General features: G+C 45.3%; 25 protein-coding genes. 14 read left to right on the top strand and 11 right to left on the bottom strand.

The window, feature by feature from the left end; all coding sequences use genetic code 11:
• The first annotated feature begins 34 nt into the window (after positions 1-34).
• From LJ740_RS12050 to LJ740_RS12035, 4 genes are read left to right on the top strand one after another with little or no spacing between them, the layout of a single operon-like run.
• Positions 35-445 carry a GtrA family protein gene (locus LJ740_RS12050; RefSeq protein ID WP_229529338.1) on the top strand — a complete coding sequence of 137 codons (411 nt, stop codon included), beginning with the start codon at positions 35-37 and terminating at the stop codon, positions 443-445.
• A gap of 6 nt (positions 446-451) precedes the next feature.
• Entirely contained in the window at positions 452-1,768 is a 1,317-nt protein-coding gene (locus LJ740_RS12045) for an FAD-binding protein (protein WP_229529337.1), read from the top strand.
• The gene (locus LJ740_RS12040; RefSeq protein ID WP_229529336.1) at positions 1,765-2,502 is read left to right on the top strand and encodes an SDR family oxidoreductase; all 738 of its coding nucleotides are present in this window, start codon (positions 1,765-1,767) and stop codon (positions 2,500-2,502) included. The genes LJ740_RS12045 and LJ740_RS12040 overlap by 4 nt, the downstream gene beginning before the upstream one ends.
• Entirely contained in the window at positions 2,499-3,914 is a 1,416-nt protein-coding gene (locus tag LJ740_RS12035) for a hypothetical protein (RefSeq protein WP_229529335.1), read from the top strand. The genes LJ740_RS12040 and LJ740_RS12035 overlap by 4 nt, the downstream gene beginning before the upstream one ends.
• A gap of 101 nt (positions 3,915-4,015) precedes the next feature.
• On the opposite strand, the gene LJ740_RS12030 is transcribed toward LJ740_RS12035, so the two are convergent.
• On the bottom strand, positions 4,016-4,798 hold the full coding sequence (locus LJ740_RS12030; protein WP_229529334.1) for a sulfotransferase domain-containing protein: 783 nt from the start codon (positions 4,796-4,798) through the stop codon (positions 4,016-4,018).
• 244 nt (positions 4,799-5,042) lie between these two features.
• Here LJ740_RS12030 and LJ740_RS12025 point away from each other — a divergent pair, with 244 nt between their 5' ends.
• The 9 genes from LJ740_RS12025 (at position 5,043) to galU (ending at position 14,575) form a co-directional block, all read left to right on the top strand.
• A complete protein-coding gene (locus tag LJ740_RS12025; RefSeq protein ID WP_267498238.1) occupies positions 5,043-6,374 on the top strand; it encodes a flippase in 1,332 nt (443 codons plus the stop codon).
• A gap of 1 nt (position 6,375) precedes the next feature.
• Positions 6,376-7,794: a Coenzyme F420 hydrogenase/dehydrogenase, beta subunit C-terminal domain gene (locus tag LJ740_RS12020; RefSeq protein ID WP_229529332.1), complete on the top strand. Its 1,419-nt coding sequence runs from the start codon at positions 6,376-6,378 to the stop codon at positions 7,792-7,794.
• Positions 7,795-7,870: 76 nt separating this feature from the next.
• Entirely contained in the window at positions 7,871-8,362 is a 492-nt protein-coding gene (gene pssD, locus LJ740_RS12015; protein WP_229529331.1) for a PssD/Cps14F family polysaccharide biosynthesis glycosyltransferase, read from the top strand.
• On the top strand, positions 8,359-8,811 hold the full coding sequence (gene pssE, locus LJ740_RS12010; protein WP_229529330.1) for a PssE/Cps14G family polysaccharide biosynthesis glycosyltransferase: 453 nt from the start codon (positions 8,359-8,361) through the stop codon (positions 8,809-8,811). The genes pssD and pssE overlap by 4 nt, the downstream gene beginning before the upstream one ends.
• Before the next feature lie 18 nt (positions 8,812-8,829).
• The gene (locus LJ740_RS12005) at positions 8,830-10,014 is read left to right on the top strand and encodes a polysaccharide pyruvyl transferase family protein (RefSeq protein WP_229529329.1); all 1,185 of its coding nucleotides are present in this window, start codon (positions 8,830-8,832) and stop codon (positions 10,012-10,014) included.
• On the top strand, positions 10,011-10,964 hold the full coding sequence (locus tag LJ740_RS12000; protein WP_229529328.1) for a glycosyltransferase family 2 protein: 954 nt from the start codon (positions 10,011-10,013) through the stop codon (positions 10,962-10,964). The genes LJ740_RS12005 and LJ740_RS12000 overlap by 4 nt, the downstream gene beginning before the upstream one ends.
• Before the next feature lie 30 nt (positions 10,965-10,994).
• Complete coding sequence (locus tag LJ740_RS11995) at positions 10,995-12,101, top strand: glycosyltransferase family 4 protein (RefSeq protein WP_229529327.1); 1,107 nt, start codon at positions 10,995-10,997, stop codon at positions 12,099-12,101.
• 232 nt (positions 12,102-12,333) lie between these two features.
• Positions 12,334-13,677 carry a UDP-glucose dehydrogenase family protein gene (locus LJ740_RS11990; RefSeq protein WP_229529326.1) on the top strand — a complete coding sequence of 448 codons (1,344 nt, stop codon included), beginning with the start codon at positions 12,334-12,336 and terminating at the stop codon, positions 13,675-13,677.
• Position 13,678: 1 nt separating this feature from the next.
• Positions 13,679-14,575 carry a UTP--glucose-1-phosphate uridylyltransferase GalU gene (gene galU, locus LJ740_RS11985; protein ID WP_229529325.1) on the top strand — a complete coding sequence of 299 codons (897 nt, stop codon included), beginning with the start codon at positions 13,679-13,681 and terminating at the stop codon, positions 14,573-14,575.
• Positions 14,576-14,620: 45 nt separating this feature from the next.
• Here the strand turns inward: galU and LJ740_RS11980 are convergent, their stop codons facing one another.
• The 7 genes from LJ740_RS11980 to queF form a co-directional block, all read right to left on the bottom strand.
• Positions 14,621-14,932: a ComEA family DNA-binding protein gene (locus LJ740_RS11980; protein WP_229529324.1), complete on the bottom strand. Its 312-nt coding sequence runs from the start codon at positions 14,930-14,932 to the stop codon at positions 14,621-14,623.
• Between the two features lie 181 nt (positions 14,933-15,113).
• The gene (locus LJ740_RS11975) at positions 15,114-16,118 is read right to left on the bottom strand and encodes an isocitrate dehydrogenase (RefSeq protein ID WP_229529323.1); all 1,005 of its coding nucleotides are present in this window, start codon (positions 16,116-16,118) and stop codon (positions 15,114-15,116) included.
• Between the two features lie 106 nt (positions 16,119-16,224).
• Positions 16,225-18,024, bottom strand: a complete 1,800-nt coding sequence (locus tag LJ740_RS11970; protein ID WP_229529322.1) for a hypothetical protein — start codon at positions 18,022-18,024, stop codon at positions 16,225-16,227.
• The gene (locus tag LJ740_RS11965; protein ID WP_229529321.1) at positions 18,014-18,406 is read right to left on the bottom strand and encodes a DUF3192 domain-containing protein; all 393 of its coding nucleotides are present in this window, start codon (positions 18,404-18,406) and stop codon (positions 18,014-18,016) included. The genes LJ740_RS11970 and LJ740_RS11965 overlap by 11 nt, the downstream gene beginning before the upstream one ends.
• A gap of 99 nt (positions 18,407-18,505) precedes the next feature.
• A complete protein-coding gene (ppnN, locus tag LJ740_RS11960; protein WP_229529320.1) occupies positions 18,506-19,870 on the bottom strand; it encodes a nucleotide 5'-monophosphate nucleosidase PpnN in 1,365 nt (454 codons plus the stop codon).
• A 2-nt stretch (positions 19,871-19,872) separates the two neighbouring features.
• On the bottom strand, positions 19,873-21,387 hold the full coding sequence (locus LJ740_RS23305) for a GGDEF domain-containing protein (RefSeq protein WP_229529319.1): 1,515 nt from the start codon (positions 21,385-21,387) through the stop codon (positions 19,873-19,875).
• Between the two features lie 176 nt (positions 21,388-21,563).
• Positions 21,564-22,400: an NADPH-dependent 7-cyano-7-deazaguanine reductase QueF gene (queF, locus tag LJ740_RS11950; RefSeq protein WP_229529318.1), complete on the bottom strand. Its 837-nt coding sequence runs from the start codon at positions 22,398-22,400 to the stop codon at positions 21,564-21,566.
• 51 nt (positions 22,401-22,451) lie between these two features.
• Between queF and syd the strand changes: the two genes are divergently transcribed.
• Positions 22,452-23,012: a SecY-interacting protein gene (syd, locus tag LJ740_RS11945; protein ID WP_229529317.1), complete on the top strand. Its 561-nt coding sequence runs from the start codon at positions 22,452-22,454 to the stop codon at positions 23,010-23,012.
• Here syd and LJ740_RS11940 read toward each other — a convergent pair.
• From LJ740_RS11940 to LJ740_RS11930, 3 genes are read right to left on the bottom strand one after another with little or no spacing between them, the layout of a single operon-like run.
• Complete coding sequence (locus LJ740_RS11940) at positions 23,006-23,290, bottom strand: hypothetical protein (RefSeq protein ID WP_229529316.1); 285 nt, start codon at positions 23,288-23,290, stop codon at positions 23,006-23,008. The two genes, syd and LJ740_RS11940, sit on opposite strands and share 7 nt — an antisense overlap.
• Before the next feature lie 27 nt (positions 23,291-23,317).
• Positions 23,318-24,793 (bottom strand): tryptophan halogenase family protein, encoded by a 1,476-nt coding sequence (locus tag LJ740_RS11935; protein WP_229529315.1) that lies wholly within the window; start codon positions 24,791-24,793, stop codon positions 23,318-23,320.
• A gap of 1 nt (position 24,794) precedes the next feature.
• Entirely contained in the window at positions 24,795-25,823 is a 1,029-nt protein-coding gene (locus LJ740_RS11930) for a LacI family DNA-binding transcriptional regulator (RefSeq protein WP_229529314.1), read from the bottom strand.
• Positions 25,824-26,011: the final 188 nt, after the last annotated feature.

Here is a 26,011-nt window from a genome sequence, read left to right as displayed (position 1 = left end):
TTACTATCACTCTTTTTGTGTTGAAAAATAACTGATGAAAATTGCCGCACTTTATATCATTTTTGCCGTGATCGCGACGGCTGCCAACCTTATCAGCCAGGAGGCAGTGAGCCAAGCCTACGGTGGCAGTTATTCGCTATATTTCAGCATTTTTTGCGGAACACTTATCGGTTTGGTAGTGAAATACTGTCTGGATAAAAAATACATTTTTCAGTTTCAGGCGCAAAACAAATCCAAAGATGCACAAGCTTTCCTGTTATACAGTAGCATGGGGGTTATCACCACATTGATATTCTGGGGAACCGAAATCCTGTTTGACATGATGTACGGTAGCAAATTTATGCGCTACCTGGGAGCGGTATTAGGGCTATCCATCGGTTATGTCGTTAAATATCACCTGGATAAAAAATATGTTTTTGTCCAGCCGGCCATGGCAAAGGTTTGATCAAACATGGCGACTATTAGTCAAATTTCAGGGTGGGGTAATTATCCGGAGATAGCCGCTGAAATTCACACACCGGCCAGGCAATCACTTCAGCAAGGAATCGCACTGCCTTCGGGGTATGGTTTTATTCCGAGGGGAGCAGCCCGCAGCTATGGTGATAGTGCTTTGGCCCATCGCGTACTGAGTAGTCGCTGTTTAAACCGATTTATCAGCTTTGATAATGATTCGGGACTGCTCACCTGTGATGCCGGGGTTACGCTGGGTGAAATACTCACCACTTTCGTACCCAAAGGCTGGTTTTTACCAGTCACCCCGGGAACAAAATTTATCACTGTCGGTGGCGCTGTCGCCAGTGACGTGCATGGTAAAAACCACCACCTGGACGGCTGTTTTTCGGAATTTGTTACAGAAATCATCGTGCAAATTGGGGATCAGGTTTATCAGTGTAGTCGTCAGCAGTACGCCGATTTATTTCATGCTACCTGTGGTGGCATGGGGCTTACTGGCCTGATTACTCAGGTGAGTTTTTCTCTAAAGCCCATTAAAAGTGCTTATATTCGCCAAAAGAACATCAAAACCTCCTGTCTTGCGGAATCGCTTCGGGTCTTTGACGAATACGTCGATAGCCAGTATTCGGTTGCCTGGATAGATTGCCTGGCAACGGGAGAAGCGTTAGGGCGCTCAATTATCTCGGTGGGTGAGCATGCAGACCAGGGGGCGCTTGAGCCTCATCAGGCTCCCAAATTGAGTATACCTTGCCACTTTCCGGACTTTGTCTTAAACCCCTTAAGTGTGCAGGCATTTAATTTTTTGTATTACGGTAAAGAAAAAGCCGGCCCGGAAGAACAGCTGTTGCACTACAATCCGTATTTTTACCCCCTGGACGGCATCGCAAACTGGAATCGAATGTATGGCAGAGGCGGGTTTACCCAATATCAGTTTGCCTTACCTAAAACCGCAGGCCTTGAGGGGTTGAGTGCCATTTTAGATAGGATTGCAAAATCAAAACAAGGTTCTTTTTTGGCAGTATTAAAGGCGTTTGGAAAGCATAATAATAATCCTCTGTCATTTCCTGTCGAGGGGTACACGTTGGCCCTGGATTTTAAAATTAACGCCAGAATCTGGTCGTTACTGAACCAACTGGACGAGGTGGTTATACACTATGGTGGCCGTCTTTATTTGACCAAAGACGCGAGAATGACAGAGCGCTTTTTCAAAGCCACTTACCCCCGCTGGCAAGAGTTCAATGCCATTCGGGATAAATATGGAGCAACGCAATTATATTCGTCGTTGCAATCACAACGACTAGGGATATCCAGATGAAAAATATACTGATTTTTGGTGCCACGTCCGCTATCGCTGAAGCATTGGCGAAGCAGTATGCCAATGACGGACATCAGTTAACGCTGTTTGCCCGCAACGAAGACAAATTGGCGTTAATTGAACAGGACTTACGCGTACGGGGAGCTTCCGGGGTCGCCTGTGTTTCCTTTGATGCCGGCGCGGATGATTGTATCGCAAAGTTACAGCGGCAATTGGCGGATATCGCCGATCCTATTGATATTTGTGTTATTGCCCATGGCAGTTTGCCGGATCAAGGTGAATGTCAGGAGGATGTGCAAAAAACCTTGTCGGAGATTCAGGTCAATGGTACCAGTGCGATCGGTATTCTGACCCTGGTCGCCAATCGCATGGAGCAGCAAAAAAATGGTGCAATTGCTGTAATTACCAGTGTTGCCGGAATCCGCGGTCGTCAGTCAAACTATGTGTATGGCGCCGCCAAAGGGCTGGTATCGGTGTTTTTGCAAGGACTGGGGCAACGATTGGCGAAATCCGGCGTCCATGTTTTGGATATTAAACCCGGCTTTGTCGATACACCAATGACCGCTCATATTGAAAAAGGCGCACTTTGGGCTCAACCAGAAAAAGTCGCCGAGATTATTTACAAGCGGATCGCTAAAAAAAGCCATGAAAGTCACACGCCATTCTTTTGGTTTTTTATTATGACCATAATCCGGTTCATACCCACAGCCATTTTTAACAAATTAAAATTATGATTTATTCGCGCTATTTACTGTTAGCCATTCCCTTTTTGCTGGTTTTGCTGACGGGCTTAACTCATGGTTTTTTGCCGCCAGATAACATCAATTATTTGACCATGGCTGATACCCAGTTTGGCCAGATATGCCATGTGGGGGGGCAGCCATTCGGGTTGTTTCCATGCGCCTATCCACTGGCAATAAATGCGGTTCATTGGCTGACGGGACTGGATTTGTTTTATGCCAGTAAAATACTAAACCTGGCTTTGCTGGTAGCGACCTTTTATTGTTTTCATCAGGTGGTCAGGTCTGTTAATTTAGCACTGGTGTTGGCATTTAACCCCTTTACCATCCAGTCTGCTATTGAGTCCGGTGCTGAAATTGGCTTTTTGTTTGCTTTTGCCCTGTATTGCCTGATGGTACACCTCATCAAAGAAAAGGACGAAGTGAAAGTTCAGTACTTCCTGGGCGTCCTGATAGCCATTGTCATCGGTTGTTTTTCCCGATACATGTTTGCACCTTTTAGCGTTTTGTTATTTCTGTGTAGTTTTTTACTGCTGAAGCAAAAAAACTGGAAACTGCTACCGGCATTTGTTCTGGCCGCCGCGTTGTTTGTCCTGTATCGCTATTATTTACGCGACTTTGATATGGAGCGTATTCCTGCCCCTGAATCTCAACTACTAATATTTTTTCAGTTTATCAAAAGTAGTATAAAAGCCGTTGCGTTTATGTTGCCACCCGTCTTGATTGGGTTGTGGTGCTGGAAAAAATCCGGGTATAAACTCGATTACCAACAGCGCTGGAGTTGGTTTTTTGGCGCGGTTGGCCTGGCCTATCTGGTTATGATTTTAACCTTGAGGTCAATGTTCCAGTTTGACTTTTTTGGCATCCGGTTCGTTGGTTTGGGCTATGGGCTAATCCTGGCTGCAGTACTGCTGATGTTGCAAAAAGAAGTGAATAAAGTGCGACTTCCGCTGGTTATTGTGGGCATTGTACTCATGTATCTTGCCGTTACTGAAGCATCAGTGTTTCGTCATCCAATGGTTACTGCCGAGGTAAAACAGGCGTTAAATAATACTATTCGCTTGAAAAAGCAGGACAATAAACCGAAAGATTACGCGTTGGTGGTAACTGATCGCCAGTGGATTCATCCGGAGGTGGCCGTTAAAGGCGTTTTTGATACGTGGCGTGATGGGCATGTGGTTTTTCTACCAGATCTGCCCTATCAGCGGCGCTACGAAATGGATGTGGTGCAGCAGCGTTTGTCAGACAAGCCCTGTAAAATTTACTTTGATTTACAGCAGGATATTAACACGTATATCAATCAAAAATATCGCACTGGTTTGTCTGAATATCAACTGCAATTCTCTGCCACTGCACGGGATTATTTAGTGCGCAAGTATACGGATAACGACAACAACTGCTTTTAGCATATTGTATGGCAATGAGTGTCACTGAGTCTGGCTTGAAGCGGACTCAGTGCAAACCACTCGTGATCTCGTGCCATTTATCAGGGACACTAAAGACTGACTTACTCGTCGAAGAATACGGCCCATTCCGTGTCTGCAAAAGCCGCTTTGAGTTCAGCGTAGTTTTCTATCAGGTTACTTAATGATTCCGGGTTTTGTTTTCGTAACTTCGTTTCAGGTGCCATAGCTTCAACCCTCAGAAAGTCAGTAAGACGACGGAATTCCTGTTCCGGATTACTGATCATTTTTTCGTATTCTATTTGCAGCATTGGGTGGTTGGCAAAATCCACCTGGGCATTTGCCTCCCAGTTTTTGGTTTTGTTGAACCCTTCTTCCAGCTCTGCTTTGGTAAAGCTGATGGTTTTTACCTTTACCTTGTCTACTTCACTTTTCTTTGACGCTGTCCAGACATCGGATTGCATCGCGATTTTACGGGAGATATGCATACGCAGCATGTTAGTTCGCTGTAACTGAATAACATGGATGCTGGGATCGGCTTTTAATATGTCCCAAATTTTACTCTGTTCTTTATTGTCCATCGGGTGATGGTAGAAAATTTTAAAGCCTGCTGCCTCTATTCCCTGAGGTTGCTTGTTGAACACCATTTTCAAAATTTGTTGTTCTGTCTTGTGGCGCTGATGGGCGAAAATTTCGCCTTCCATGTGGATAGCGGGATGCGAATTCAGGTAAGACAATAAGAGGTTCGATCCGGTTCTGGCCCTGCCGATGACAATGACTTTCTTGAATTGTGATTGACCATTTACTCTTTGCAGAATGCGGTGATGTAGCACGCGAGCGGCTTTTTTAGGCTGCTTAATGGCTTTTTTCAGTATTTCCGGCATCATTTTCTGTAAATCTATCCTGATGGAAGTGGTTGTTGATTGTGAGGAGCAATGTATTCCTCGCCGAGGGGGCCGGATTATGCCACTGAATTGCAATTTGGTACAGTATTTCACAGCATTGTAAGTGACAGCCTGAGCGGATTAGCCTATAATTTCGCGCCTTTTGCACATGCATTTATTCGGTTATCCGGGCAGCCATCCGGTGGCGGTGCAAAAATGCTAAAATCGGCTTTGATATAGATAGAAGATGTTTAATTTAAGCGCTAAAAAATTAGCCACCAATACAGGGTGGTTATTGATGGAAAAAGTATTAAGGATATTTGCAGCGCTGTTTGTTGGTATCATGGTATCCAGATACCTCGGGCCAGAAAAGTTCGGTCAGCTATCTTACACCATTTCTCTGGTTACTATCCTGGCTATGCTCTGCCACCTAGGGCTGGAAGGATTGACGGTCAGGCATTTTGTCAAATTTCCGGAATCCACACAGGAAACCTTCAGTACTGCAATTTTGCTCAAATTATTCGGAGCGATTTTCGCTTACTCTGTTTTACTGGTTTTTGTGTTTTTAACCGAGCAGGTTAACAGTCCGTCCTTTTGGCTGCTCATCGTCGCCGGCTTGTATATTTTTGCTGAGCCCATTCTGGTGAGTTGTTTCTGGTTTGAATCCCAGGTTCAGGGTAAGTACACCGCAATAGCAAAAACCATCGGTCTGCTCACTGTAGCCATTATTAAACTGGGTTTAATTGCAGCGGGTGCCAGTGTTGTTGTGTTTGGTGCGGCGTTTGCGTTGGAAGCTCTGTTAAGCGCTGTGGCCTTAGTCATTTTGATAATTAAGCGCTCATCCTTGTCCTATTCGGCGAAATTTTATAATGCCGGGTTAGCTAAAACCTTGATGTCACAAGGTTGGATGGTAATGTTTGGCGCTATTTTTGCCGCCATTTATCGCAAAATAGACCAAACCATGTTGATGTGGATGGATTCCGCTGCGGAAGTCGGTATTTATGCCGTTGGGGCTCAGATATCTGAAATTTGGGGATTTATTCCTGTGGCTATCGTGGCCAGTTTGTTTCCGTCCTTGATTAAAATGAAGGATCGCGACGAAAAGTGCTATCAGCAGAGATTACAGCAGATTTTTGATTTCCTGGCCTTGTTATCTATGGGACTGGCTATCGTGCTCAGTGTTATTGCTGAGCCACTGATATTACTTTTGTTTGGTGAGCAATATGCAGGGGCAGGTTATGTGTTGCAAATTCATATCTGGAGCTGTGTGTTCGTGTTTTACCGGGCACTGTTTAGCAAGTGGATCCACATAGAACAGGTACTGATGTTTTCGCTCATTACCCAGGGCATTGGGGCACTGGCGAATGTGGCTTTGAATCTTTGGTTAATTCCCTTATACGGCGCTTTGGGCGCAGCGTGGGCGACTTTGTTGTCTTATGGTAGTGCGTCATTTTTGTGCTTAGTGGTACACAATAAAACCCGAGTTGTATTTTGGATGATGCTGAAAGCATTTTTTGTCTGGCCGAGACTGCCTTGGGTGGCCAGAGGATTTTATCAGTTAATAAGAGCGGAGAAGTAAGGTGTCTGAAGCGAATAAGCAACAGGATGTTGTCAGCAAAGTTACCCAGGGGGGTTATTGTATAGGGTGTGGTGCGTGCGCGCATTTGTCCACCGCTGTATCAATGCAGGCTAATCGCTACGGGCAACTTATCCCGGTGGTAACCGAAGACGGTTTGTCAAATACAGAGAACGATACGATAGCCAAGGTTTGCCCCTCAGGGCCGGCAGGATTAAATGAAGATCAGATTGCTGAACTACATTTTGGCACATTACCCAGGAATTCCCGTATCGGCCACTTCGACAAAGTGTTTGCCGGTAAAGTAACTACGGGGGAGTTCTATCAAAAAGCCAGCTCGGGTGGTATTGGAAAGTGGTTATTAACCCGTTTGCTGGAATTGGGTGACGTGGATTATGTTATTCAGGTCACCGAAGATCAGCGACCCAATGAACGCGGACTGAGTTATTTTTACAAAGTGTTCAGCAAGACTGAAGAAATTAAAACCGGTTCAAAATCAGCATATTATCCTATTGAATTGAGCGAAGTGCTGGACTTTGTCAGACAAAACCCGGGGCGCTACGCCATTACCGGTATTCCCTGTTTTATCAAGACTATCAGGCGATTGTGTGAGCAAGATTCTGAGCTTAAACAGCGTATAAAGTTTACACTTGGCGTGGTCTGTGGGCATTTAAAAACCAAGGCCTTTGCCGAATTGATCGGATGGCAATTAGGCGTTAAACCTGATGAGTTGGCCACGGTGGATTTTCGTGAAAAACTTCCGGGTAAAAAGGCTAATCAAAAAGGAGTCAGGGCTACCCGACTTGATGGCAGTCAGTCAGACAGCGAGATAGTGCAAAACTTGTTTGGTACCAATTATGGGCATGGCTTGTTTAAATACAACGCATGTGATTTTTGTGATGATGTTCTGGCAGAAACCGCCGATGTTGCTGTGGGAGATGCATGGTTACCTCAGTATATGCATGGCGGAACCAGTTTGGTTGTTACCCGAAATAAACGTATTACTGAAATTTTAGCGCAATATCGCGATATTGAAGTGCAATTAGATGAACTCACTGATACCGATGCGGCCAACTCTCAGGCAGCTGGATTGAGACATCGAAGAGAATATTTGAGTTACCGCTTGTTACTAAAACAGCAGGCTGGTCATTGGGCACCACTTAAGCGGGTACTACCAGCAGACGCGCACCTGACCCGGAATCAAAAGCGCATTGTGGTATTGCGCAGTCAGATTTCAGATAAAAGTCATGAACTATTTGCCAAAGCGAAAGAACTAAATGACCTGTCTTACCTGAAAAAGCACCTGTTACCCCTGATGGAAGAAATGCATGATTTGCGACTTAGCGGCTGGAAATTCTTGCTGGTGCGATTTTTGCGTACAGTCAAAGTTTACGACCTGTTAGCCAGGTACAAAAAAAAGTAGATGGATGATTTAAGACCTTTGATTGTTAAATCATCATCAATTTAATACCATTTGTGGGATTTTTTTAGGATAAACAATGGATTCGGCGGTACTGGTTATATACGGCGTAGGTGGTCACAAAGAAGAAGCAGAACGACTGATGGACAAGCTGCATCAAGCCAATGGCAAGCCGCTTAAACTGATTGCGTTGTGTGAAGAAGGCGTTAAGCCTTCTGCAAATGTCCTGGAAACCTGGTATGTCCCTGAATTCAGGAAAAAAGACGTCAGGCCACTGTTAAGCTTGTTTGATATGCTTCGTTGCTCTGTTTGCGTTTTGCGTCAGTTGCTCAAACTAAGACGTCAATACCGTGTGAGCCTGGCGATCAGTACCGGACCTGGTTTGGCAATTCCTGCCTTTTTTTGGTGCAAGATAATTGGTATTAAAACCTTGTTTGTTGAGAGTTGGTGTCGTTTTTATCAACGCTCTTTTTCCGGTAATGTTTGTCGATTTATGGCTGACCGGTTTTACTATCAAAACAAGTCGATGCAGTCGCTGTATCCCAAGGGAAGATGGAGTGGTCGCCTGTGAACATCCTGGTAACGGTAGGCACCACCCGCTTTGATTCACTGATTACCGCGGTAGAAACAAGCCAGTTTTTGCAATCACACGAGGTCACAGTGCAATGTGCAAACGGACAAAAGAGCAAAAACTTTGATTGCACCGAATTTATTGAAGATATCGATGCTGCCTACCAGCAGGCGGATCTGATCGTTACGCACGCCGGTGCTGGCAGCGTGTTTCGATTACTGGAAGCGGGGCAACGTATCCTGGTAGTACCAAATCTCGAACGCGAAGACGATCATCAAAAAGAGTTGGCGCAATTTGTAGACGATAGCCAGTATGGCCTCGTTTGTTATGACCTGGCCAGGTTAGATGAGACCCTGCACAAAGCTGCTACTTTCAGTGCCGAACCCTACAAAAAGACAGAATTCCATGCAGCACAAGAGATTGTTGAATGGATAAAAGAACTTGATTAATAAGGATTTAGAATATTTATGAATGTCGTGATTACCGGTGGAGAGCTGTTTAATAAAGGGGCTCAATCCATGACTTTCACAGTGGTTAACGAAATCAGACGACGCATGCCCGAGGCTCAGATCACATTGCTTTCCACACCGGATTTTGTACGCAGTGAACAGGAAAAACAAACTTACAACTTTGATATTTTGCCATGGGATTTGCGTTTTAAGCTGCGACGTTATGGCATTTTTAAGTCGCTGATTAAAACCAAATATTATTCTACAGAATTAGAACAACAGGCCTGGCAGCGGTTCAGTTCTGCGGATTTATTGATGGATATCAGTGGCTTTGGTTTGTCTTCCGTATTTGAAGCGCAGCGCATTGCGCAATATTTATTAGATTTGGCTTTGGCAAAACGCAAGAAGGTGCCGGTTGTATTAATGCCGCAATCTTTTGGCCCCTTTAATTTCAGTGGCGTTTCCAAAATCTTGTTTAATCTGTTTGCGCCCACCCTGATTAAGTACCCTAAACGCATATTTGCACGGGAAATGGATGGTATTAAACATCTGCAAAACCTGGCGCCGCTGCAGTCCGTTAGCAAATCCGTAGACTTAGTGTTGCAGTCAGAAGAGATAGACGCTAAGCGAGTCTTTAAGCAGCCACCTGTATTTGATTTTAAAGCGAATGACGCGTCTGTGGCGGTAGTGCCTAATCAAAAGGTAAAGTTGCATGGTTCGGCGAATAGTGTGGAGCAGATGTTTAGCGACTTAATTCAACGCTTGCTGGACAAGGGAAAGACTGTTTACTTACTGCGGCATTCATTTGAAGATAAAACATTTATTGATACGTTGAAATCACGCTTTGCTGAAAATGACAAAGTGATTTCGCTGGTAGAGGATATGAATGCGCTGCAACTGGAACATATAATAGCGCAAATGCAGTATATTATCGCATCCAGATACCATGCCGTCGTGCATGCTTACCGTCAAAATATTCCTTGTTTAGTGTTAGGTTGGGCAGTGAAATATCAGGAATTAACTGCCCTGGTGAAACAGCAGGAATATTGTGTTGATTTAACGCAAGCTGTCGCCGGTGATGTAGTGATGAGCAAACTGGAAAAGCTCAATGCGGCATTTACACAAGAAAATCAGGTATTAGCCGGAGAAATGAGCAAAGTCCGACAGCAATTCAATGTTTTTGAAGAAGTACTTAGTTCATGACAGAACATCCTCTGGTAACGGTCGTTATTCCTACTTACGGACGCAATGACGCCCTGCATAACACTATTGACTGCATTCGGTCGCAAACCTATCTAAACTGGGAAGTCATCGTTGTTGATGACAACCCCATGGAGTCTGAACAACGCAATAAAAATCAGGCATTTTTTGCTGGTTTAGCCGAAGAACACCGTATCCGCTATGTCGCCCACGCAGATAATTTAGGCGCCTGTGCTGCCAGAAATACCGGCGTAGAAAATGCCAACGGCGATATCATTGCCTTCTATGATGACGATGATGTCTGGTTTGCCAACAAGTTGGAACGGCAACTTGATTTCATGCGTGAACATGAGTTGGATTTTACGTTTTGTTGGATGAATGAACTTTATAACGGTTATCGAAAAGTTATCGAGTTCCGCGGTGAGCCTGATTTGTATAGTGCGTTGTTGCGCAAAGGGGATGGTATTTGTACTTCGGCCATAATGGTAAAGAGAGCTGTTGCGCTGCAAAGTCCATTTGATGTGAGCTTGCAGAGCTTTCAGGATTTCGATTACTTACTGGCTTTGGCAAAATCCTTCAAGGGGCAGGTTCAGACGGAAATTTTAATGGATTATCAAATCAGCCTGCAGGGAATTTCCAGAAATCCATCGAAAAAAGTGCAGGGTTTGCAGTTTATTATCGACAAATATGGTGCTGAATACGAGAGCATTAACTTTCCGGCGGGCCTCGCCGAACTGCATCAAAAACAAGCGGACTTCAAGTTATTACTGGATCACAGATGGGCTGCGTTGCGCGGCTATTTCAAAGCTATCAAAATTGCACCTGGAGCGTTGAAAAGCTGGATAAAGCTGATTGCCGCTGCAATAACAGGTAAATATGTGTTAACCCGGGTGATATCCAGAAAACAAGCATTACAATGGCAGAAAGCCAGTGAAAAAAGCGCTTCAAATTAAACTCATCAATACGCGAACATCAGGTTCACCATGAAAAAAAATACAAAACAACAAGTGGTCATTCTGTCCAATATGTACCCGAAATCCCATTCTCCCCAGTATGGTATTTTCGTTAAAAATTGCGTGACCGGATTGCGCAATGCCGGATTTGAGGTATTCCTGGGGGTGATCGCAGGTCAGGGACGAAATGTCTTTGAAAAAATCTGGAAATACATTAAGTACATAGTACAAGGTACCTGGGTGGTATTGTCAAAGCCGCAAGCCACCGTTTACGTGCATTATGTCGCTCAGTCTGCCATTCCTTTTTTGTTAGCCAACCTGCTGGTGAAGCGTAAATTAATCGCGCATATTCACGGGGGAGATATTTTGCAGGAGTTTGAATCCAGGTTTTATTACCGGGTAAAAAACTGGCTGGCAAAAACCTTGTTGCTCAAAGCTGATCTGATTATTGTGCCTTCTAAGTATTTCGCAGAAGTTGCAATGCAGGTATTTCCGCTTGATGAAAGTAAAATATTTGTCAGTCCGTCTGGTGGGGTCAATTTACAGATTTTTAATCCTGAAAGTAAGCAACAGCATCAATTCAAACATGACGGAGTGCTTAAAATTGGTTCTGTGGGACGGCTGGACCCGGGCAAAGGACTGGAAACGCTCCTGCAAGCCTGTCAGCAATTATCAGAACAAGGCACTCTGTATTCTTTGAATATTGTCGGTGAAGGTGAACTGGCGTCTAAGCTCAATGCAATGGTGACTGAGTTTGGGATTGAACAACGGGTTCGCTTTTCCGGCAACGTGCCACAGGCGCAGTTAAAATCAGTATATTCTGATTTAGATTTCTTTATTTTTCCGACAGAGCGAGATACAGAAAGCCTGGGCCTGGTGGGGCTTGAGGCACTGGCTTGTGGCACTCCTGTTATCGCTGCTGATATCGCAGGACCGAAGGGCTACATAGACGACTGCCACAATGGCTACTTGTTTAGCTGCGGGAGTGTCAGCGATCTGGCAGAAAAAATTCAAAGGGCGGCAGGTAACAATAATGAACAATACGCCGAACTGAGTCACAATGCGGTGACATCTTCAAAAGCCTTTGATAGTGAGCAGGTAAACAAAAGTCTGACGCAAAAAATTGCGTCAATTTAGAAGACTTATTAAATACCCTTTTTAAATTAATGCCAGGTTGAAGCGTGAGATAACCTTTCTGACATATTCATCCGGTAAAATTGAGCGTTTTGAGGCGTAAAGCAGAATAGCCATATAGCGCCAGAAATGCTTGTAACGCAATGCGTAGTTACAGATTGGCAAAGTTAATGAATAAAGTGAATGTTTCGATGTTGCCGGGGATTGGGCAACCAGGGGATATCAGGAGAACTGCATGAAAGTCACCGTTTTTGGAATTGGATATGTTGGGTTGGTTCAGGCTGCGGTGCTGGCAGATTTAGGGAATACTGTCACGTGCGTTGATATCGACCAAAATAAGGTCGATGCGTTAAAGCAGGGGATAATCCCGATTTATGAGCCGGGCCTTGAATCTTTGGTGAAAGACAATTTTCGCGGGAAGAGATTGCTGTTTACTACTGATGCCAGTCAGGCTGTAGCCGGGGCTGAAGTCATTTTTATTGCTGTTGGAACACCCATGGACCAGGATGGCTCGGCAGATTTGCAATATGTACTTAACGTGGCTGACACCATTGGACGCAATCTTACTGATTATTCGGTAATTGTTAATAAATCTACTGTACCGGTGGGAACCGGAGATAAAGTGGAAGAGGCCATCCGCATTCAATTGCAAACACGCAATGCCGATATTGCCTTTGATGTGGTATCCAACCCTGAATTTTTAAAAGAAGGAGCCGCGATCGCAGATTGTTCAAAACCCGATCGCATCATTTTGGGCTCTGATAGTGCAAGAGGCTTGGCTGTTATGCACAATCTTTATGCACCATTCAACCGAAATCATAAAAGAACCATTGTAATGGATCGTCGTAGTGCAGAGTTGACCAAATATGCTGCAAACTGCATGTTGGCCACTAAGATCAGTTTTATGAATGAAATGGCGAATATTGCAGAGCAGGTTGGGGCCGACATTGAAATGGTACGCAATGGCATCGGCTCGGATCCGCGCATTGGTTACCACTTTATTTATCCTGGTTGTGGCTATGGCGGCTCTTGTTTTCCTAAGGATGTCAACGCATTAATTAAAACCTCATTGGACTACGGTCACACCCCAGCCATTCTGCAAAGTGTCGAATCGGTCAATGCCAGACAAAAGATAAAACTGGAAGAAATGGTATATCGCCATTACGGTGAAAACCTCACTGGCATGTCAATTGCTGTATGGGGAGGGACGTTTAAACCCAATACTGACGATATCAGAGAAGCGCCAAGCCTGGTGGCGATGAGCGCATTATTGGAAAAAGGAGCAAAGATTCATTTGTTTGATCCAATTGCCAATGAGGCTCTGAAGTCGAAGTTGGGTTCACCGGAGGGACTCTTCACGTTTGAGGACCCAATGGCAGCGTTACAAGGTACCGATGGCCTAATGATTTGTACTGAATGGAAAATGTTCAAAGCCCCTGACTTTAATCAAATTAAGGCAGGCTTAAATCATCCGGTGATATTTGATGGGCGTAACCTATACGACCCGGAATCTATGGCGGCACAGGGTATAGATTATTATGCCATCGGCAGAGGAAAATCAGTTAAAAGGTTCAGTTAATATGACTAAAGTGACTAAAGCGGTAATTCCTGTTGCGGGATTGGGAACCAGAATGTTACCCGCCACAAAGGCAATTCCAAAAGAAATGCTACCCATCGTGGATAAGCCGCTTATTCAGTATGTTGTTAATGAATGTGTTCAGGCTGGAATTAAAGATATTGTTTTGGTAACCCACGCCAGTAAAAACAGCATAGAGAACCACTTCGACACCAGTTTTGAATTAGAAGCGACGCTGGAGCAACGGGTTAAGCGACAGTTGTTGGCTGATGTGCAGTCCATTTGCCCGCCTGGTGTCACTATAATGCACGTACGCCAGGGACACGCCAAAGGACTAGGCCATGCCATATTGTGTGCCAGGCCTCTGGTGGGAGACGCGCCGTTTGCCGTGGTACTTCCGGATGTCATCATAGACGATGCCAGCAGTGATTTGCGGGTGGATAACCTGGCCGATATGGTAAAACGTTTTGATGAAACTAACGCCAGCCAGATAATGGTAGAAGCCGTACCGCAAGAACAGGTACACAAGTTTGGTGTGGTTGACCTTAATGGGGTGGATCTGCAGGAGGGTGAAACCGCTAAAATTACGCAGATGGTAGAAAAGCCACCAAAAGGCGAAGAGCCTTCTAATCTGGCTATTGTGGGGCGTTATGTCTTAACCGCTGAAATTTGGCACCAACTTGAGCGTACCGCACCAGGTGCTGGCGGGGAAATACAGCTTACCGATGCCATAGCGGCTCTGATGGAACTGCAAACCGTGGAAGCGTATTTTATGAAGGGCAAAAGCCATGACTGTGGCAGTAAGATGGGTTATATGAAGGCGAATGTGGAATATGCACTCAGGCACCCAGAGCTTGCTGGCGAATTCAAACAATTCTTGGCTTCCCTTGCCTGCAACTAAAATCCGCTGTGTTAAATTGCGCGCCTGACGGCGCGCACCGCTCATCTACACCTTGATCAGTGTTTCGAGACGCTGATAGGCTTTTTTACCAATACCTTTGACATTCTGAATGTCTTCAGTGATCAGGAACTCGCCGTGTTGATCACGGTAGTCTACGATCGCCTGTGCTTTTTTCTGCCCAATACCTGGCAACGATTGCAACTGCTCAACAGTGGCAGTGTTTAGGTTGATTAGTTGTTCCTGCGGCATTACAGCAGCCGTATGGGTTTCAGACTCGATTGCTGCAAGGGTTGGATTGCTTAACATGGCACCGGTTAACAGTAGTGCGCTGGTGGTTTTCTTGAACATATCTTTCATGCTTTTCTCCTTAAGATTAAATTCCGTGTTGAAAACTGCTCGTTCAGTCTTCGGAGAAAATTACACGCCTTTTTGGCTTCAGGTGCAACTGTACTAAAGTACAGTTTTTCAGCAAACGACTAGCATAAAAAAGGCCAGCGACGCATTAGATGCGAGCTGGCCTTCGAATGTGTGTTGCCGGTTAAACTCTGTCTAAAACCGCCTGGGTGAAATCAGTAGTACCATGGCTACCACCCAGATCTCGCGTCGTACGATCTCCGGTTTCAATCACTTCTTTCAGAGCATTGCGCAGTTTCTCTGCCTTATCACCCATTTCCAGATAATCTAACATCTGGGCTGCCGCTAACATGACAGACGTGGGGTTTGCCAGGTTTTTGCCGGCAATATCAGGCGCTGAACCGTGTACCGCTTCAAAAATCGCACAATCCTGCCCAATATTGGCACCCGGTGCCATACCCAGACCGCCTACCAGACCAGCGCACAGGTCAGACAAAATGTCACCAAACAGGTTAGTGGTGACCATAACGTCAAACTGATGAGGATTCATCACTAATTGCATGCAGGTATTGTCTACGATCATCTCAGCAGACTCGATATCCGGATATTGCTCACCGATTTCCCGCGCAACTTTCAGAAACAGGCCTGAAGTGGATTTAAGTATGTTGGCTTTGTGTACAGCGGTGACTTTTTTGCGACCTTCCCGACGTGCCAGTTCATAGGCAAAGCGCACGATTTGTTCAGCGCCTTTACGGGTGATCTTGCTCATGGCTTCGGCTTCTGAACCATCTGCAGAAACTATCTGGCCCAGACCTGAATACATGCCTTCGGTATTCTCGCGAATCGTAATAATGTCAATGTCTTCGTAACGTGCTTTGGTGCCTTTAAAAGAGCGCACCGGACGGACATTGGCATACAAATTAAATTGTTTGCGCAAGCTTACATTGATTGATGTAAAGCCTTCACCCACAGGTGTGGTTAACGGACCTTTCAGTGTGACTTTGTTTTTGGCGATCAGATCCAGTGTTTCCTGAGGCAGCAATTCGCCGTGGTTCTCTAATGCCATCAGACCGGCATCTGCGTAGTCGTAGGTAAAATCACAGCCTAATTTTTCTAACACCTGAATGGTGGCATCTACGATATCCGGACCAATACCGTCACCGCGAATAACAGTAATTCGTTGCGTCATCTAAATTTTCCCGATTAATTAAGGTTAAGCTACTTGAAGTGTAGACTTAAAACTGACGAAATTTGAAAAGAATAAATCTGCGCCTTTATACCACTTTTTTGAGTATTTAGCCATTTTCGAACACGCACTTATTGGATATAGGCCAGTATGTGTGGGAATTTTTCATCGTTTCTTCGATAACTGTTGCATATTCAGCGGCGTCAAGGCGAAGCCTGGTACAATAATGTTGTAAATATTCGTCAGAATCATAATCCGGGATTTCGCCTTTGAAGAATATAGAAGATGCCAGATTGAGGCTGAGGTTTAACAAGGTATGGGCCAGTGTGCGAGGTGCTGTAGGGGGAAATGGCTGTTTTACCGGAATATCCCGCAGTGCGTCGCGCAGTTCTTTATCCTGTGCCCAGCAGGCCGCCAATTTGTATGCGTGATGCCACAATAGTTGCGCTTCTTTCAATTTTATTCTGTGATTATCCCGCTTGGCTTCACTGTCGACAAACTGCCAGTTTTGTTTCAGTTTCAGCTCGGCATGTGTGAACAATCCGGATGCCGCAAAATAAACCCAGCAGCTGGCCTGCTCGGGCAACATACGGGGATGATACTGCGCTATCGCAGAAGCAAAAGACGCCCAGAGTTTAACAAACTGATAAATGACATCTTGCAGCGGAAAATGATGTTGCGTCAGGCGGGTTATCAGTGCTCGTTCAACCAGCACACTGCGGCTGCGTTCAAAGCCATTCATCAGCAAACCGTGTTTCACACTTTTAATTTTTATGTTTTCTCTGGATTGTTGGGTTGCGGTCATTTGAATATGATCGGCAAAGCTGGCTTCGTTCTGAATTAAACGGATGAGTTTATCCACCTCAATATCCTGTTGGTTGAGGTGTTCGATAATACCGACCAGTGACTCGGGCGGGCGGTCTGGTCGAAATCCTTTGGGATACAATTTACGGCTATCCGGACTTTTATTCAGGGCCTGCACCTCCGTCCACTGAGGTCCCCACCATTTTTCTACCAGTTTAATGTGATTCAGGTTAATTGGTGGCGCGACTTTCTGGATCTGAGCTTCGCTGATGACGCTGATATCATCGCTGTAGCGCTTTTCCGCTGCATTGTAGGCCAGGGTATAGAATTCGCTTTGGTGTTTTCCCAGATACAAAGCATGCTGATGTCCGCTGATGGTTAACGCGCTGCCAGGTAAAAATATCCCCGGATAATCCAGCAAAGGCTCCAGTTGTCCCAGCCCGATACTGTGACTGTTTTGCACCATCTTTTGCAACGCATGGGTATAACTCAATCCGGGTTTATGGGATTTTCGGGTTATTAAGGTGGCAAAGTAAAGCGCCAGGATCAGGAAATTAGAATGTGGGCTGGTGGTATTTCTGGCCTGCATAAAGCCACTTAATTTGGGCAGTTCACTGGCGCTGATACTGGTTAACAGCGAAACCCATATCTGACGCTGAAAGTGATTTAAAACCCGAATTGTCTGTGCCTTGACCTGATTGTTCTGAGCGGCAGAGGCGTTTGTATGTGCATCATCAATCTGAGCCTTAGCGGTAATCGTCCAGGTAATGATGCCACACAAAATTTGTTGTGCGGTGGTGAGGTTCAGATTATTCCTGAGCACCAGCAGCGCTGCAAAAATAATGCTGTTAAACTGAAAATTAAAAAAATACGGCAGGTTAGGTTTATTAAAGTGTAATTGTGCCAGCAGGGGATTGGGTGATGCGATCAATGATTCCAGAATCTGCTCAGCCAGTTGCTCGGTCAGCTCAATGTGTTGCGCTGATACTGTTTGCGTGTCAAACCGGGTGTTAAGGCGGATCAGCTTTTTATAAAGTGCAGAAATAACCTGAGATATTGGTTCAGCGGGTATCGCAGTGCCTGTAGTGTCAGCCTCAGTACTCATTCTCAAATTGTTTTTCTGCTTTTTCCCCTAAGGCTACCAATTTATCATTTTTAAACAAGAGCGGTGTACATTCATCTTGCGAGGTAATGCCATCCGCCCGCTTGTGCTGGGTGCGGTAATACATGACCTGAATCTTATCGGCGCCCGACATCTTAGCCTCGCTGATGTCAGGTCCACCCAGCATAGTCAGGATTTCTTTATGAGATATACCATTTTCCAGCCCGGAATCTGATATTTTTTCTATCTGCACCTTATTAAAATCCTGACGATCTTCCCAATCCATTTTTTCAGGCTTGTCAGGGTAATACATTACTACCCCTGTAAAAAAGGCGGTATAAACCGCTAAGCTCACAGCGACACCTTTAATGATCTTGTTTGCCATGTATTACCATTAACTTACTATTTGGTTGAGATTTTAAACAAAAATGACAATAAAATGAACGCTGTTAATCGTACATTTCGTACCGTTAAACCCGATGCTTTATGATTCCGCAACCACCTGATAACAGGGAACATAGGGATCGCCACCGGGGATCTTCATCCGGTGTTGCTGTACAAAAGAGATCAGCAATTTATCTATCATCGCCATCAGATCTTTGTCACCATTGAGCTTAAAAGGCCCGTGCTTTTCTATTTCTGCAACACCTTCAGCTTTTACATTCCCGGCAACGATACCGGAAAACGCGCGTCTGAGTGCGGCTGCCAGTGACGCTTTTGGCTGGTCATAGTGCAAATCCAGCGATGCCATGTTAGCGTGATTAGGTACAAAAGGTTGTTGGAAATCAGGCTCTATTTTTAACGCCCAGTTGAAATGATAAGAGTCACCGATATTTTTGCGAAACTCCTTTACATTGGCTTGTTGCTCTTTGATATAACGGGCTACTTCCACCGGATCATCGACTATGATTCGATACAACGATTGTGCTTCCGGGCCTAAAGTACGGGCGACAAAATTGTCAATGGCTTCAAAATAACCGGCACTTTCTTTCGGACCTGTCAGGACGATTGGCAACACCTGTTGCTTGTTTTTCTCATGTAACATGATGCCCAGTAGGTAAAGTAACTCCTCGGAAGTTCCAACGCCGCCCGGGAAGATGACTATCGCATGCGCCATACGAACAAAGGCTTCGAGACGTTTTTCGATATCCGGCATTATCACCAGTTCGTCAACAATCGGGTTGGGAGGCTCTGCGGCGATAATACTGGGTTCGGTTAAACCCAGGTACCGGCCCGTTGTGATACGCTGTTTTGCGTGACCGATGGTAGCCCCCTTCATGGGGCCTTTCATGGCACCAGGGCCGCAACCGGTACAAATGTTTTGACCGCGCAGGCCTAACTGATAACCGACTTCTTTAGTGTATTTGTACTCAATATCGCCGATAGAGTGGCCACCCCAACACACCACCATGTTGGGCTCGTTGGTCGAGGGAAGTGCTCTGGCATTGCGCAACATATCAAATACCGCGTGGGTAACATGGGATGAGTCAGTAAAATCTAACTCATGACTTTCCAGCTTAACACCCATGTAAAGTAGATCGCGCAGTACGGCGAACAAATGTTCGTGGACACCCTGAATAAGGTGGCCATCAACAAAGGCCAATTGGGGGGGATTAATCAGTTCTATTTTTACCCCCCGCTCACGACGGATCAGGTTTACTTCAAAATCTTTGTAGGGTTCAAACATTTGTTTAAAATCGTCAATCTCAGCACCGCTGTTAAGCACGGCCAGACAGCAGTTTCTGAACAGGGTGTGCAACTCCCGGTTATTGGTAAAATTAAGACGATCAACTTCTAATTGGGACAATTGGCTCATAGGGCCAAGTGCATTTAACTGAACTGAATTCATTTTTATCCTTCGATGATGATACAGCGATTTCGACCACTATTTTTGGCTTCATAAAGTGCTTTATCGGCACGTTCAAAAGCGGTAACAATGGAGTCACCTGAGACGAAATCGGTGGCGCCGATAGACGCCGTGATTGTGACCGCCCGCTCCCTGAATTTAAACGGGATTTTTTGGATTTGCTTGCGAATAGTTTCGAGCGGTTTTCTGATTTGGTCTAATGGGGTTTGTGGTAATAACACGACAAACTCTTCACCTCCCCACCGGGCAAAGAAATCCGTTGTGCGTAAGCACTTACTTATATTTTTGGCGATAACCTGCAATGTTTTATCACCTGCAGAGTGGCCAAAGTTGTCGTTGATATTTTTAAAATGATCTATGTCTACAACTGCCAGGCAAAGTGGATGTTGATGCCGCTTCCAGCGTCGATACTCGAGTTCAACACGTTCGTTGTAAGCATTGCGGTTGGGCACCTGAGTAAGAGAATCCCGATAGCTGTGATATTTTTGCTCCAGTAATCGTTGCTTGTAGGATTCGGTTTCCCGTTCCAGCGTTGTAAGTTGAGACTTCAGGCCAGACAATAATTCCATCAATGACACCTGCTCATCTTTGTCGCAGGCTTCTCTTTTGGTCAAAGTTGAGGCCATTTTATCCAACATTTCGTTGGCCTGTTGTTTCAAAATTGCCAGATCCAGAGCGTTGTGTACTTCAATGCCGAAGTCATCGATTTGCGCCCGTAACTGTCGCGAATGATCCAGTTTTATCTGATATTGCTCCTGGGAGGCTTTAATGGACGACTCCACTTTTTGGCCGACACCGGTCAGGGACTTTTGTAAACCCACCACATAACGCTCGGCTTGTTTTCGCTCTTGCAGGAGTTCGTCGGTTAAGGTGCGCAATATCACCAGGCAACACTGCATTAATTCCTGACGACTCAGACCGCTGTTCAGTTGTATTGCTATGTCTCTCAGAGTTTGATCATCTGGCGTGGTAGACAGTAGCTGATTGATAAGCTCTTTAAATTCCAGACAAATTTTGTCGTGTAATTGCCGGGTGATCTCATCATCGGTCAGAACACTGGTATCGGTTTCATCAGATTGTTTATCCACCAGGTCATTGAACAGATCGATGCCCTGTCTTAATCGCGCAGAAATAAATTCGATATTCAGACTATTGCCATTAATCTCACTGATGTAGTCGTTGACTAACTGCTTAAACTCAACGTCAGTTGCGTCGCTATTGAGCAAGTGATTAGCAAATATCTCTAACTGGCTGATCGTATCATGATTGAAGGCGCGCAGAGCATCGGCGTGTTTTAAAACCGGGCCGGTTAATTCACTGATCGTATTTTCCGCGTATAACCAGTTGGCAGACGATTTTAAATGATTGCGCAAGGTGTGAAGCTTGGTATCTATTTCAGGAAAGCCTCCGTCGTACACCTTGGTAAGTCGGATTATAAATTCGCTTAAGTTAGCGACCTGATGTTTCAGCAGCTTGATTTGCTTTTGCTGGTTTTCCACTCTTTTTCCCGTAATACTTCAGGGGCACCTTTGCACAGTTGAACTAAACCGGATGGGTTTACATTGGTGTTCTGCAGCATTGCTGTCGCTTTTTACGCAACAAATATCCCTGATTACTTATTGTTAGCACAATTTCTTATATCTTGACAGGTATAGCCTGATGATTATGTGACGAATTATTGCCGTACCAAGCGAAAATTGCCGATTTGCTCTAAGCAGGTACTGCGAAATGGATTGATATCCAATCCACCACGGCGTGTGTAACGGGCTAATACAGACAGCGTCGTGGGGTTACAGGTTGTCATCAGATCACAAAAGATTCGCTCGACACACTGTTCGTGGAATTCATTGTGTTCACGGAACGACACAATGTATTGCAGCAAAGTGGCTTCGTCTATCCTGGGGCCCTTGTAATGGATGTATAAGCTACCCCAATCCGGTTGGTTGGTAATTAAACAGTTCGACTTTAACAGGTGGCTGACCAGCTTTTCCTCGATAATTTGCTCAGGGTCTGAGCGCAGTAACCCACTATCTGGTTGGTAAGTGGTAATCTCCACATCCAGATGGTCAATGCATTTTCCGTCTAATTCTACCACCGGTAAGTTGTTCGAAGCGAGATCGTTAAGTGTAACCGACACTTCGCAGCCCGCCGTTGCGCTTAAATCTTTTTGCAGCAATGCAAGAACCTGGTCCTGTGATTCAAAACGACTTTGGTTAAAGCTATTGAGATACAACTTAAAGGACTTTGATTCGATAATGTTAGGGGAGGTGACCGGCACACGACATTCCAGTAGTGCTACCAAAGGCTTGCCTTTAGTATTTAACCAGGAAAATTCATAACCGTTCCACAAGTCTTCACCGTGAAATGGCAATGTTGTCTCAATGCCCAGAGGGATGCGGTTCAGGCTGCGCGCTACCGGTTGTAACAGCGTGGGATCGTAGCAATCCGGATAGTCAACGCTTTTGCCCAATGACAGGCTGTTGAGTGAATCTTGGTAGGGATTTTCTTTCATTATTTGTTAATCTTGCCACTAATTCGCTAATTTTAAGATTGTGACCCGGGAATGACAACAGACATCAACGATTCTTTCGATAAATTTGTTAACCGATGGCTGAGATATCAGGCGCAGGAAAACATCCATTTACTGCTCGACAGTGATGCGCAATGGCCTTCTCCGGCCGAAGATGGACAACCGGATGAATCAGGCAAAGTCCGGTGGCAACCTGTTCGGCAAAATCAAAACCACGATTTACAGGCGCTGGTAGATGGGTTGGGGTTACAACCGGATAAGCAGTTGGAAAGCTATTACACGCGTTATTACGGTGACAACCTGAATGCCCGAACAACTCGCGGAGATCTGCAATTACTGGTGCCCTGGAATCAGGATGATTTTATAAGGTTGCAGGAAAACCTGATAGCACACGTTATGATGAAGCGTCGCTTAAGGCAGGCTGAAACCTTGTTTTTTGCGGTTACTGATGAAGAAGATTTTATTTTATCTGTGCTTAACGACACCGGCGAGGTTGCCCTGGAGCAGGTGGGCAAGGAGCCTCAGGAAATACTGGCCAATAGCCTGGCAGAATTTCTGGATACGCTGCAGCCCGTGGCTTATGAGGCTCAGTGAGATAGTTCCAGTTGCGCGATTCGCTGTTCCATCGCAGCAATGCGGTTTTCCAGTTGGCTGATACGTTCAGCATCGGAGAGTGGGGCTGTCACAGTCTGAGCTTTTGGGGTCGCCTTAATCTCAGAAATGGCCTCCGGGTTTTGTTTACAATATTGCACCGCCCTGATTATTTCGGAATAGGGCGTGTTGCCAGGTAAACGGGATTTCAACATACCGGTGGAGACCGTCTTACCTTCGCGGATAAGTTGTTGGCAAATAGCAATGACTTCTGGGGACATGATCCTACTCTGTGTAACGTACCTGAATTAAAGCACAATATTATCACTAAAGTATTTTTGCGTAATGCGATTACAGTAGTCTTTAGATATTTTTACCGGACCTGCTTTGCTGGTGGCTTGTAATCGCTCCGGATGACGTCCCATACCGGACAATATGCAATACCATGACGGCCGCAAATACACTAACTCAGATTCTACTTTCTTCAGTGCGGCTTCAAAGTCTTCCCCTCTGTCCCAGGCTTTGATCAAAAACTTCAGGTTCTCAGACACCTGAATTTCTTCTCTGGCATCAATCCAGTACTGACTGTCTTTGCGGGTATTCAATAGGTAATGTAGGGATACGTAGTCTTTGACGCCGTCAAACAGGCGGTTCATTTCGCTATTGTAATGGCGAATATCGACATTGGAAAAGTTACCGGTTTCCAGGATTTCCGATAGGTTTTGTATCGCAAATTGAACCAGCATCAACGCCGTTGCTTCCAGCGGCTCAATAAATCCCTGAGACAATCCAATGGCAATGCAGTTCCCGGACCAGTGTTCGCTGACGCGACCCACTTTCATGTTCAGGTGCCTGACCTGCACATCTGCATCAGGCGCTAAGCCCAATTCTGCTTTTAATTCGTGTTCTGCATGCAGCGCAGTAGTGTGACGGGAACTGTAAACATAGCCATTTCCCCAACGGCTGGTTAATGGAATTTGCCACATCCAGCCATTTTTCAGTGCTTTCGAACGGGTTTGGGTTTTAAATTTGTGAGGCGTGTCAGGTGGAGTCTGAATAGCCACGGCGGCATCGTTAAACAGGGTGTCCTGATAGCTGGTAAATTCCCGCTTTAAGGTTTTTTGCGTTAGCAGTGACTTAAATCCGGAACAGTCAATAAACAGGTTACCGGTTAATTTTAGCCCGGTGTCTGTCATGACACTTTTAATCTGTCCGGATGGATCTGTACCAACGCTGGTGACATTAGCAATATGATGTTTGACGCCGTTGGCTTTGGCTTTGTCCCGTAAAAAGTGTCCGAGTTTGGTGGCATCAAAGTGGTAGGCATAGTCCACATAAGTGTCTTGCGGATTTATCAATTTGGGGCTTTTAAATTGCTCTGCAATGTATGCGGCTGTGAAATAGTTGTCCGGATTGGCGTCAGCGTCAAAGCCTCTGCGGCGAAGGCCACAGTTGTAGAAAAACATTTCAGCGGGCTTTTTATCAAATGCGTTGAAAAAAGGGTGAAAATAGCTTTCATACCCTGATTCGTGACTCCAGTCATCAAAGCGAATTCCCGATTTATAGGTGGCATCTGTGGCCTGCATCCATTGCGCTTCATCAATGTTTAAGGCCTCGAAATACTGTTTTAAATAAGGTGTTGAACCTTCGCCAACACCCACTGTGCCTATGTCCTGAGACTCCACCAGGGAAATATTGACATTGCTGGACAGTTTGTGTGAAAGGTACAGGGCTGTCATCCAGCCTGCGGTACCACCACCTACGATGAGAATTGAATTTGCCATACTAATCACTGAGGTGCGTTGACTCACGCACCACTAACTCCGGTTCAAAATATTGATTGTGAATATCTTCTTTATCGCCTTTGCGCTTGTTTTTTATAGTGCGAATTAACAGTGAAGTCGCTTTGCGGGCAATTAAGCTGGTGGGCTGGGCTGCTGTCGTCAGCTTGGGCCAGGTTTGGCGGGAAAAGGGGTTATCCTCGAAACCGGCGATAGCAACGTCTTTTGGTACATCAAAACTCATCAGACGCGCAGCGAATAATGCTCCAGCGGCGATTTCATCGTTACAGGCAAATATGGCCGTCGGGGGATTGTTCAGACTCAGTAAGGTTTTTGCCCCTTCTACGCCGGCCTCAAACGAATAGTGGCCGTCGATAATTAATTGTTCTTCCACCGCTAACTGGTGTTTCAGCAGTGCGGTTTTATAACCCTGTAAGCGCTCATCGGTAGACTGGTGATCTTTGTCTCCGGTGATAAAGGCTATGCGCTGATGAGCCAGGGTAATCAGGTGTTCTGTGATCTTTTCACTGGCACTGCGGTCATTAACCAGTACGCAAGGGCCGGTAGTTTGTTTGTCACCTGCGCCGGACAAGATTCTCACATAATTCATATTGATTTCGTCCAGAGCCGCCAGTACTTCCGGCATTTCAGACAAAGGGGGAGACAACACCAGACCGGCCAACTGAGAGCGACGAACCATGTCTTTGACCTCAGAAACAATGTTCTCATCAGATGCATTGCAGGGGTGAATGATAAGTTCAAAGCCATTGCTCAGGCATTCCTTGAGGATACCGTTTTGCATATCAATGACATAATAGGCATTTGGGTTATCGTAAATATACCCGATGGCAAATGACTGCGTGGCGGCCAGGTTACGGGCCGAGCTATTCGGTCGGTAACTCAATTCATCTATCGCGGCCTGTACCTTGAGTTCGGTGTCGGGCTTAACCGAGTCTTCTTTATTGATGACTCGCGACACGGTTTTGATTGATACGCCGGCTAATTTTGCGACGTCTTTTATTGTTGCTTTCAAAAAATCCCCTGAAACGGCTGATATTGCTCAGTTTTAACGCACTCTTGTGAATGGATTGTAACGACTTAGCTAAAAAAAAAGCAATTAAATGGTTGCATTGCAAAATTTGTTAGATTAATGTTACGGGAAATTGACAACGTTGTCATTTCATTTTTTAACCTGAAATAATGAAAACCTGACGACCGAGT

Origin of the sequence: Planctobacterium marinum, assembly GCF_020687805.1 — a bacterium.
GTDB classification, from domain to species: domain Bacteria; phylum Pseudomonadota; class Gammaproteobacteria; order Enterobacterales; family Alteromonadaceae; genus Planctobacterium; species Planctobacterium marinum.
This window is presented reverse-complemented; position numbering and strand designations above follow the sequence as displayed.

Bases quoted from the DNA above. Each gene is read 5' to 3' on its own strand.
- LJ740_RS11940 (WP_229529316.1), bottom strand. From the start codon at position 23,290: ATGTCCCCAGAAGTCATTGCTATTTGCCAACAACTTATCCGCGAAGGT.
- LJ740_RS12040 (WP_229529336.1), top strand. From the start codon at position 1,765: ATGAAAAATATACTGATTTTTGGTGCCACGTCCGCTATCGCTGAAGCA.
- LJ740_RS11980 (WP_229529324.1), bottom strand. From the start codon at position 14,932: ATGAAAGATATGTTCAAGAAAACCACCAGCGCACTACTGTTAACCGGT.
- queF (WP_229529318.1), bottom strand. From the start codon at position 22,400: ATGAAAGAAAATCCCTACCAAGATTCACTCAACAGCCTGTCATTGGGC.
- LJ740_RS11970 (WP_229529322.1), bottom strand. From the start codon at position 18,024: ATGAGTACTGAGGCTGACACTACAGGCACTGCGATACCCGCTGAACCA.
- galU (WP_229529325.1), top strand. From the start codon at position 13,679: ATGACTAAAGTGACTAAAGCGGTAATTCCTGTTGCGGGATTGGGAACC.
- LJ740_RS12035 (WP_229529335.1), top strand. From the start codon at position 2,499: ATGATTTATTCGCGCTATTTACTGTTAGCCATTCCCTTTTTGCTGGTT.
- LJ740_RS11935 (WP_229529315.1), bottom strand. From the start codon at position 24,793: ATGGCAAATTCAATTCTCATCGTAGGTGGTGGTACCGCAGGCTGGATG.
- LJ740_RS12005 (WP_229529329.1), top strand. From the start codon at position 8,830: ATGAATGTCGTGATTACCGGTGGAGAGCTGTTTAATAAAGGGGCTCAA.
- LJ740_RS12030 (WP_229529334.1), bottom strand. From the start codon at position 4,798: ATGATGCCGGAAATACTGAAAAAAGCCATTAAGCAGCCTAAAAAAGCC.
- LJ740_RS11965 (WP_229529321.1), bottom strand. From the start codon at position 18,406: ATGGCAAACAAGATCATTAAAGGTGTCGCTGTGAGCTTAGCGGTTTAT.
- pssD (WP_229529331.1), top strand. From the start codon at position 7,871: ATGGATTCGGCGGTACTGGTTATATACGGCGTAGGTGGTCACAAAGAA.
- LJ740_RS12025 (WP_267498238.1), top strand. From the start codon at position 5,043: ATGTTTAATTTAAGCGCTAAAAAATTAGCCACCAATACAGGGTGGTTA.
- LJ740_RS12000 (WP_229529328.1), top strand. From the start codon at position 10,011: ATGACAGAACATCCTCTGGTAACGGTCGTTATTCCTACTTACGGACGC.
- LJ740_RS11975 (WP_229529323.1), bottom strand. From the start codon at position 16,118: ATGACGCAACGAATTACTGTTATTCGCGGTGACGGTATTGGTCCGGAT.
- syd (WP_229529317.1), top strand. From the start codon at position 22,452: ATGACAACAGACATCAACGATTCTTTCGATAAATTTGTTAACCGATGG.
- ppnN (WP_229529320.1), bottom strand. From the start codon at position 19,870: ATGAATTCAGTTCAGTTAAATGCACTTGGCCCTATGAGCCAATTGTCC.
- LJ740_RS11990 (WP_229529326.1), top strand. From the start codon at position 12,334: ATGAAAGTCACCGTTTTTGGAATTGGATATGTTGGGTTGGTTCAGGCT.
- LJ740_RS11995 (WP_229529327.1), top strand. From the start codon at position 10,995: ATGAAAAAAAATACAAAACAACAAGTGGTCATTCTGTCCAATATGTAC.
- LJ740_RS12045 (WP_229529337.1), top strand. From the start codon at position 452: ATGGCGACTATTAGTCAAATTTCAGGGTGGGGTAATTATCCGGAGATA.
- LJ740_RS12050 (WP_229529338.1), top strand. From the start codon at position 35: ATGAAAATTGCCGCACTTTATATCATTTTTGCCGTGATCGCGACGGCT.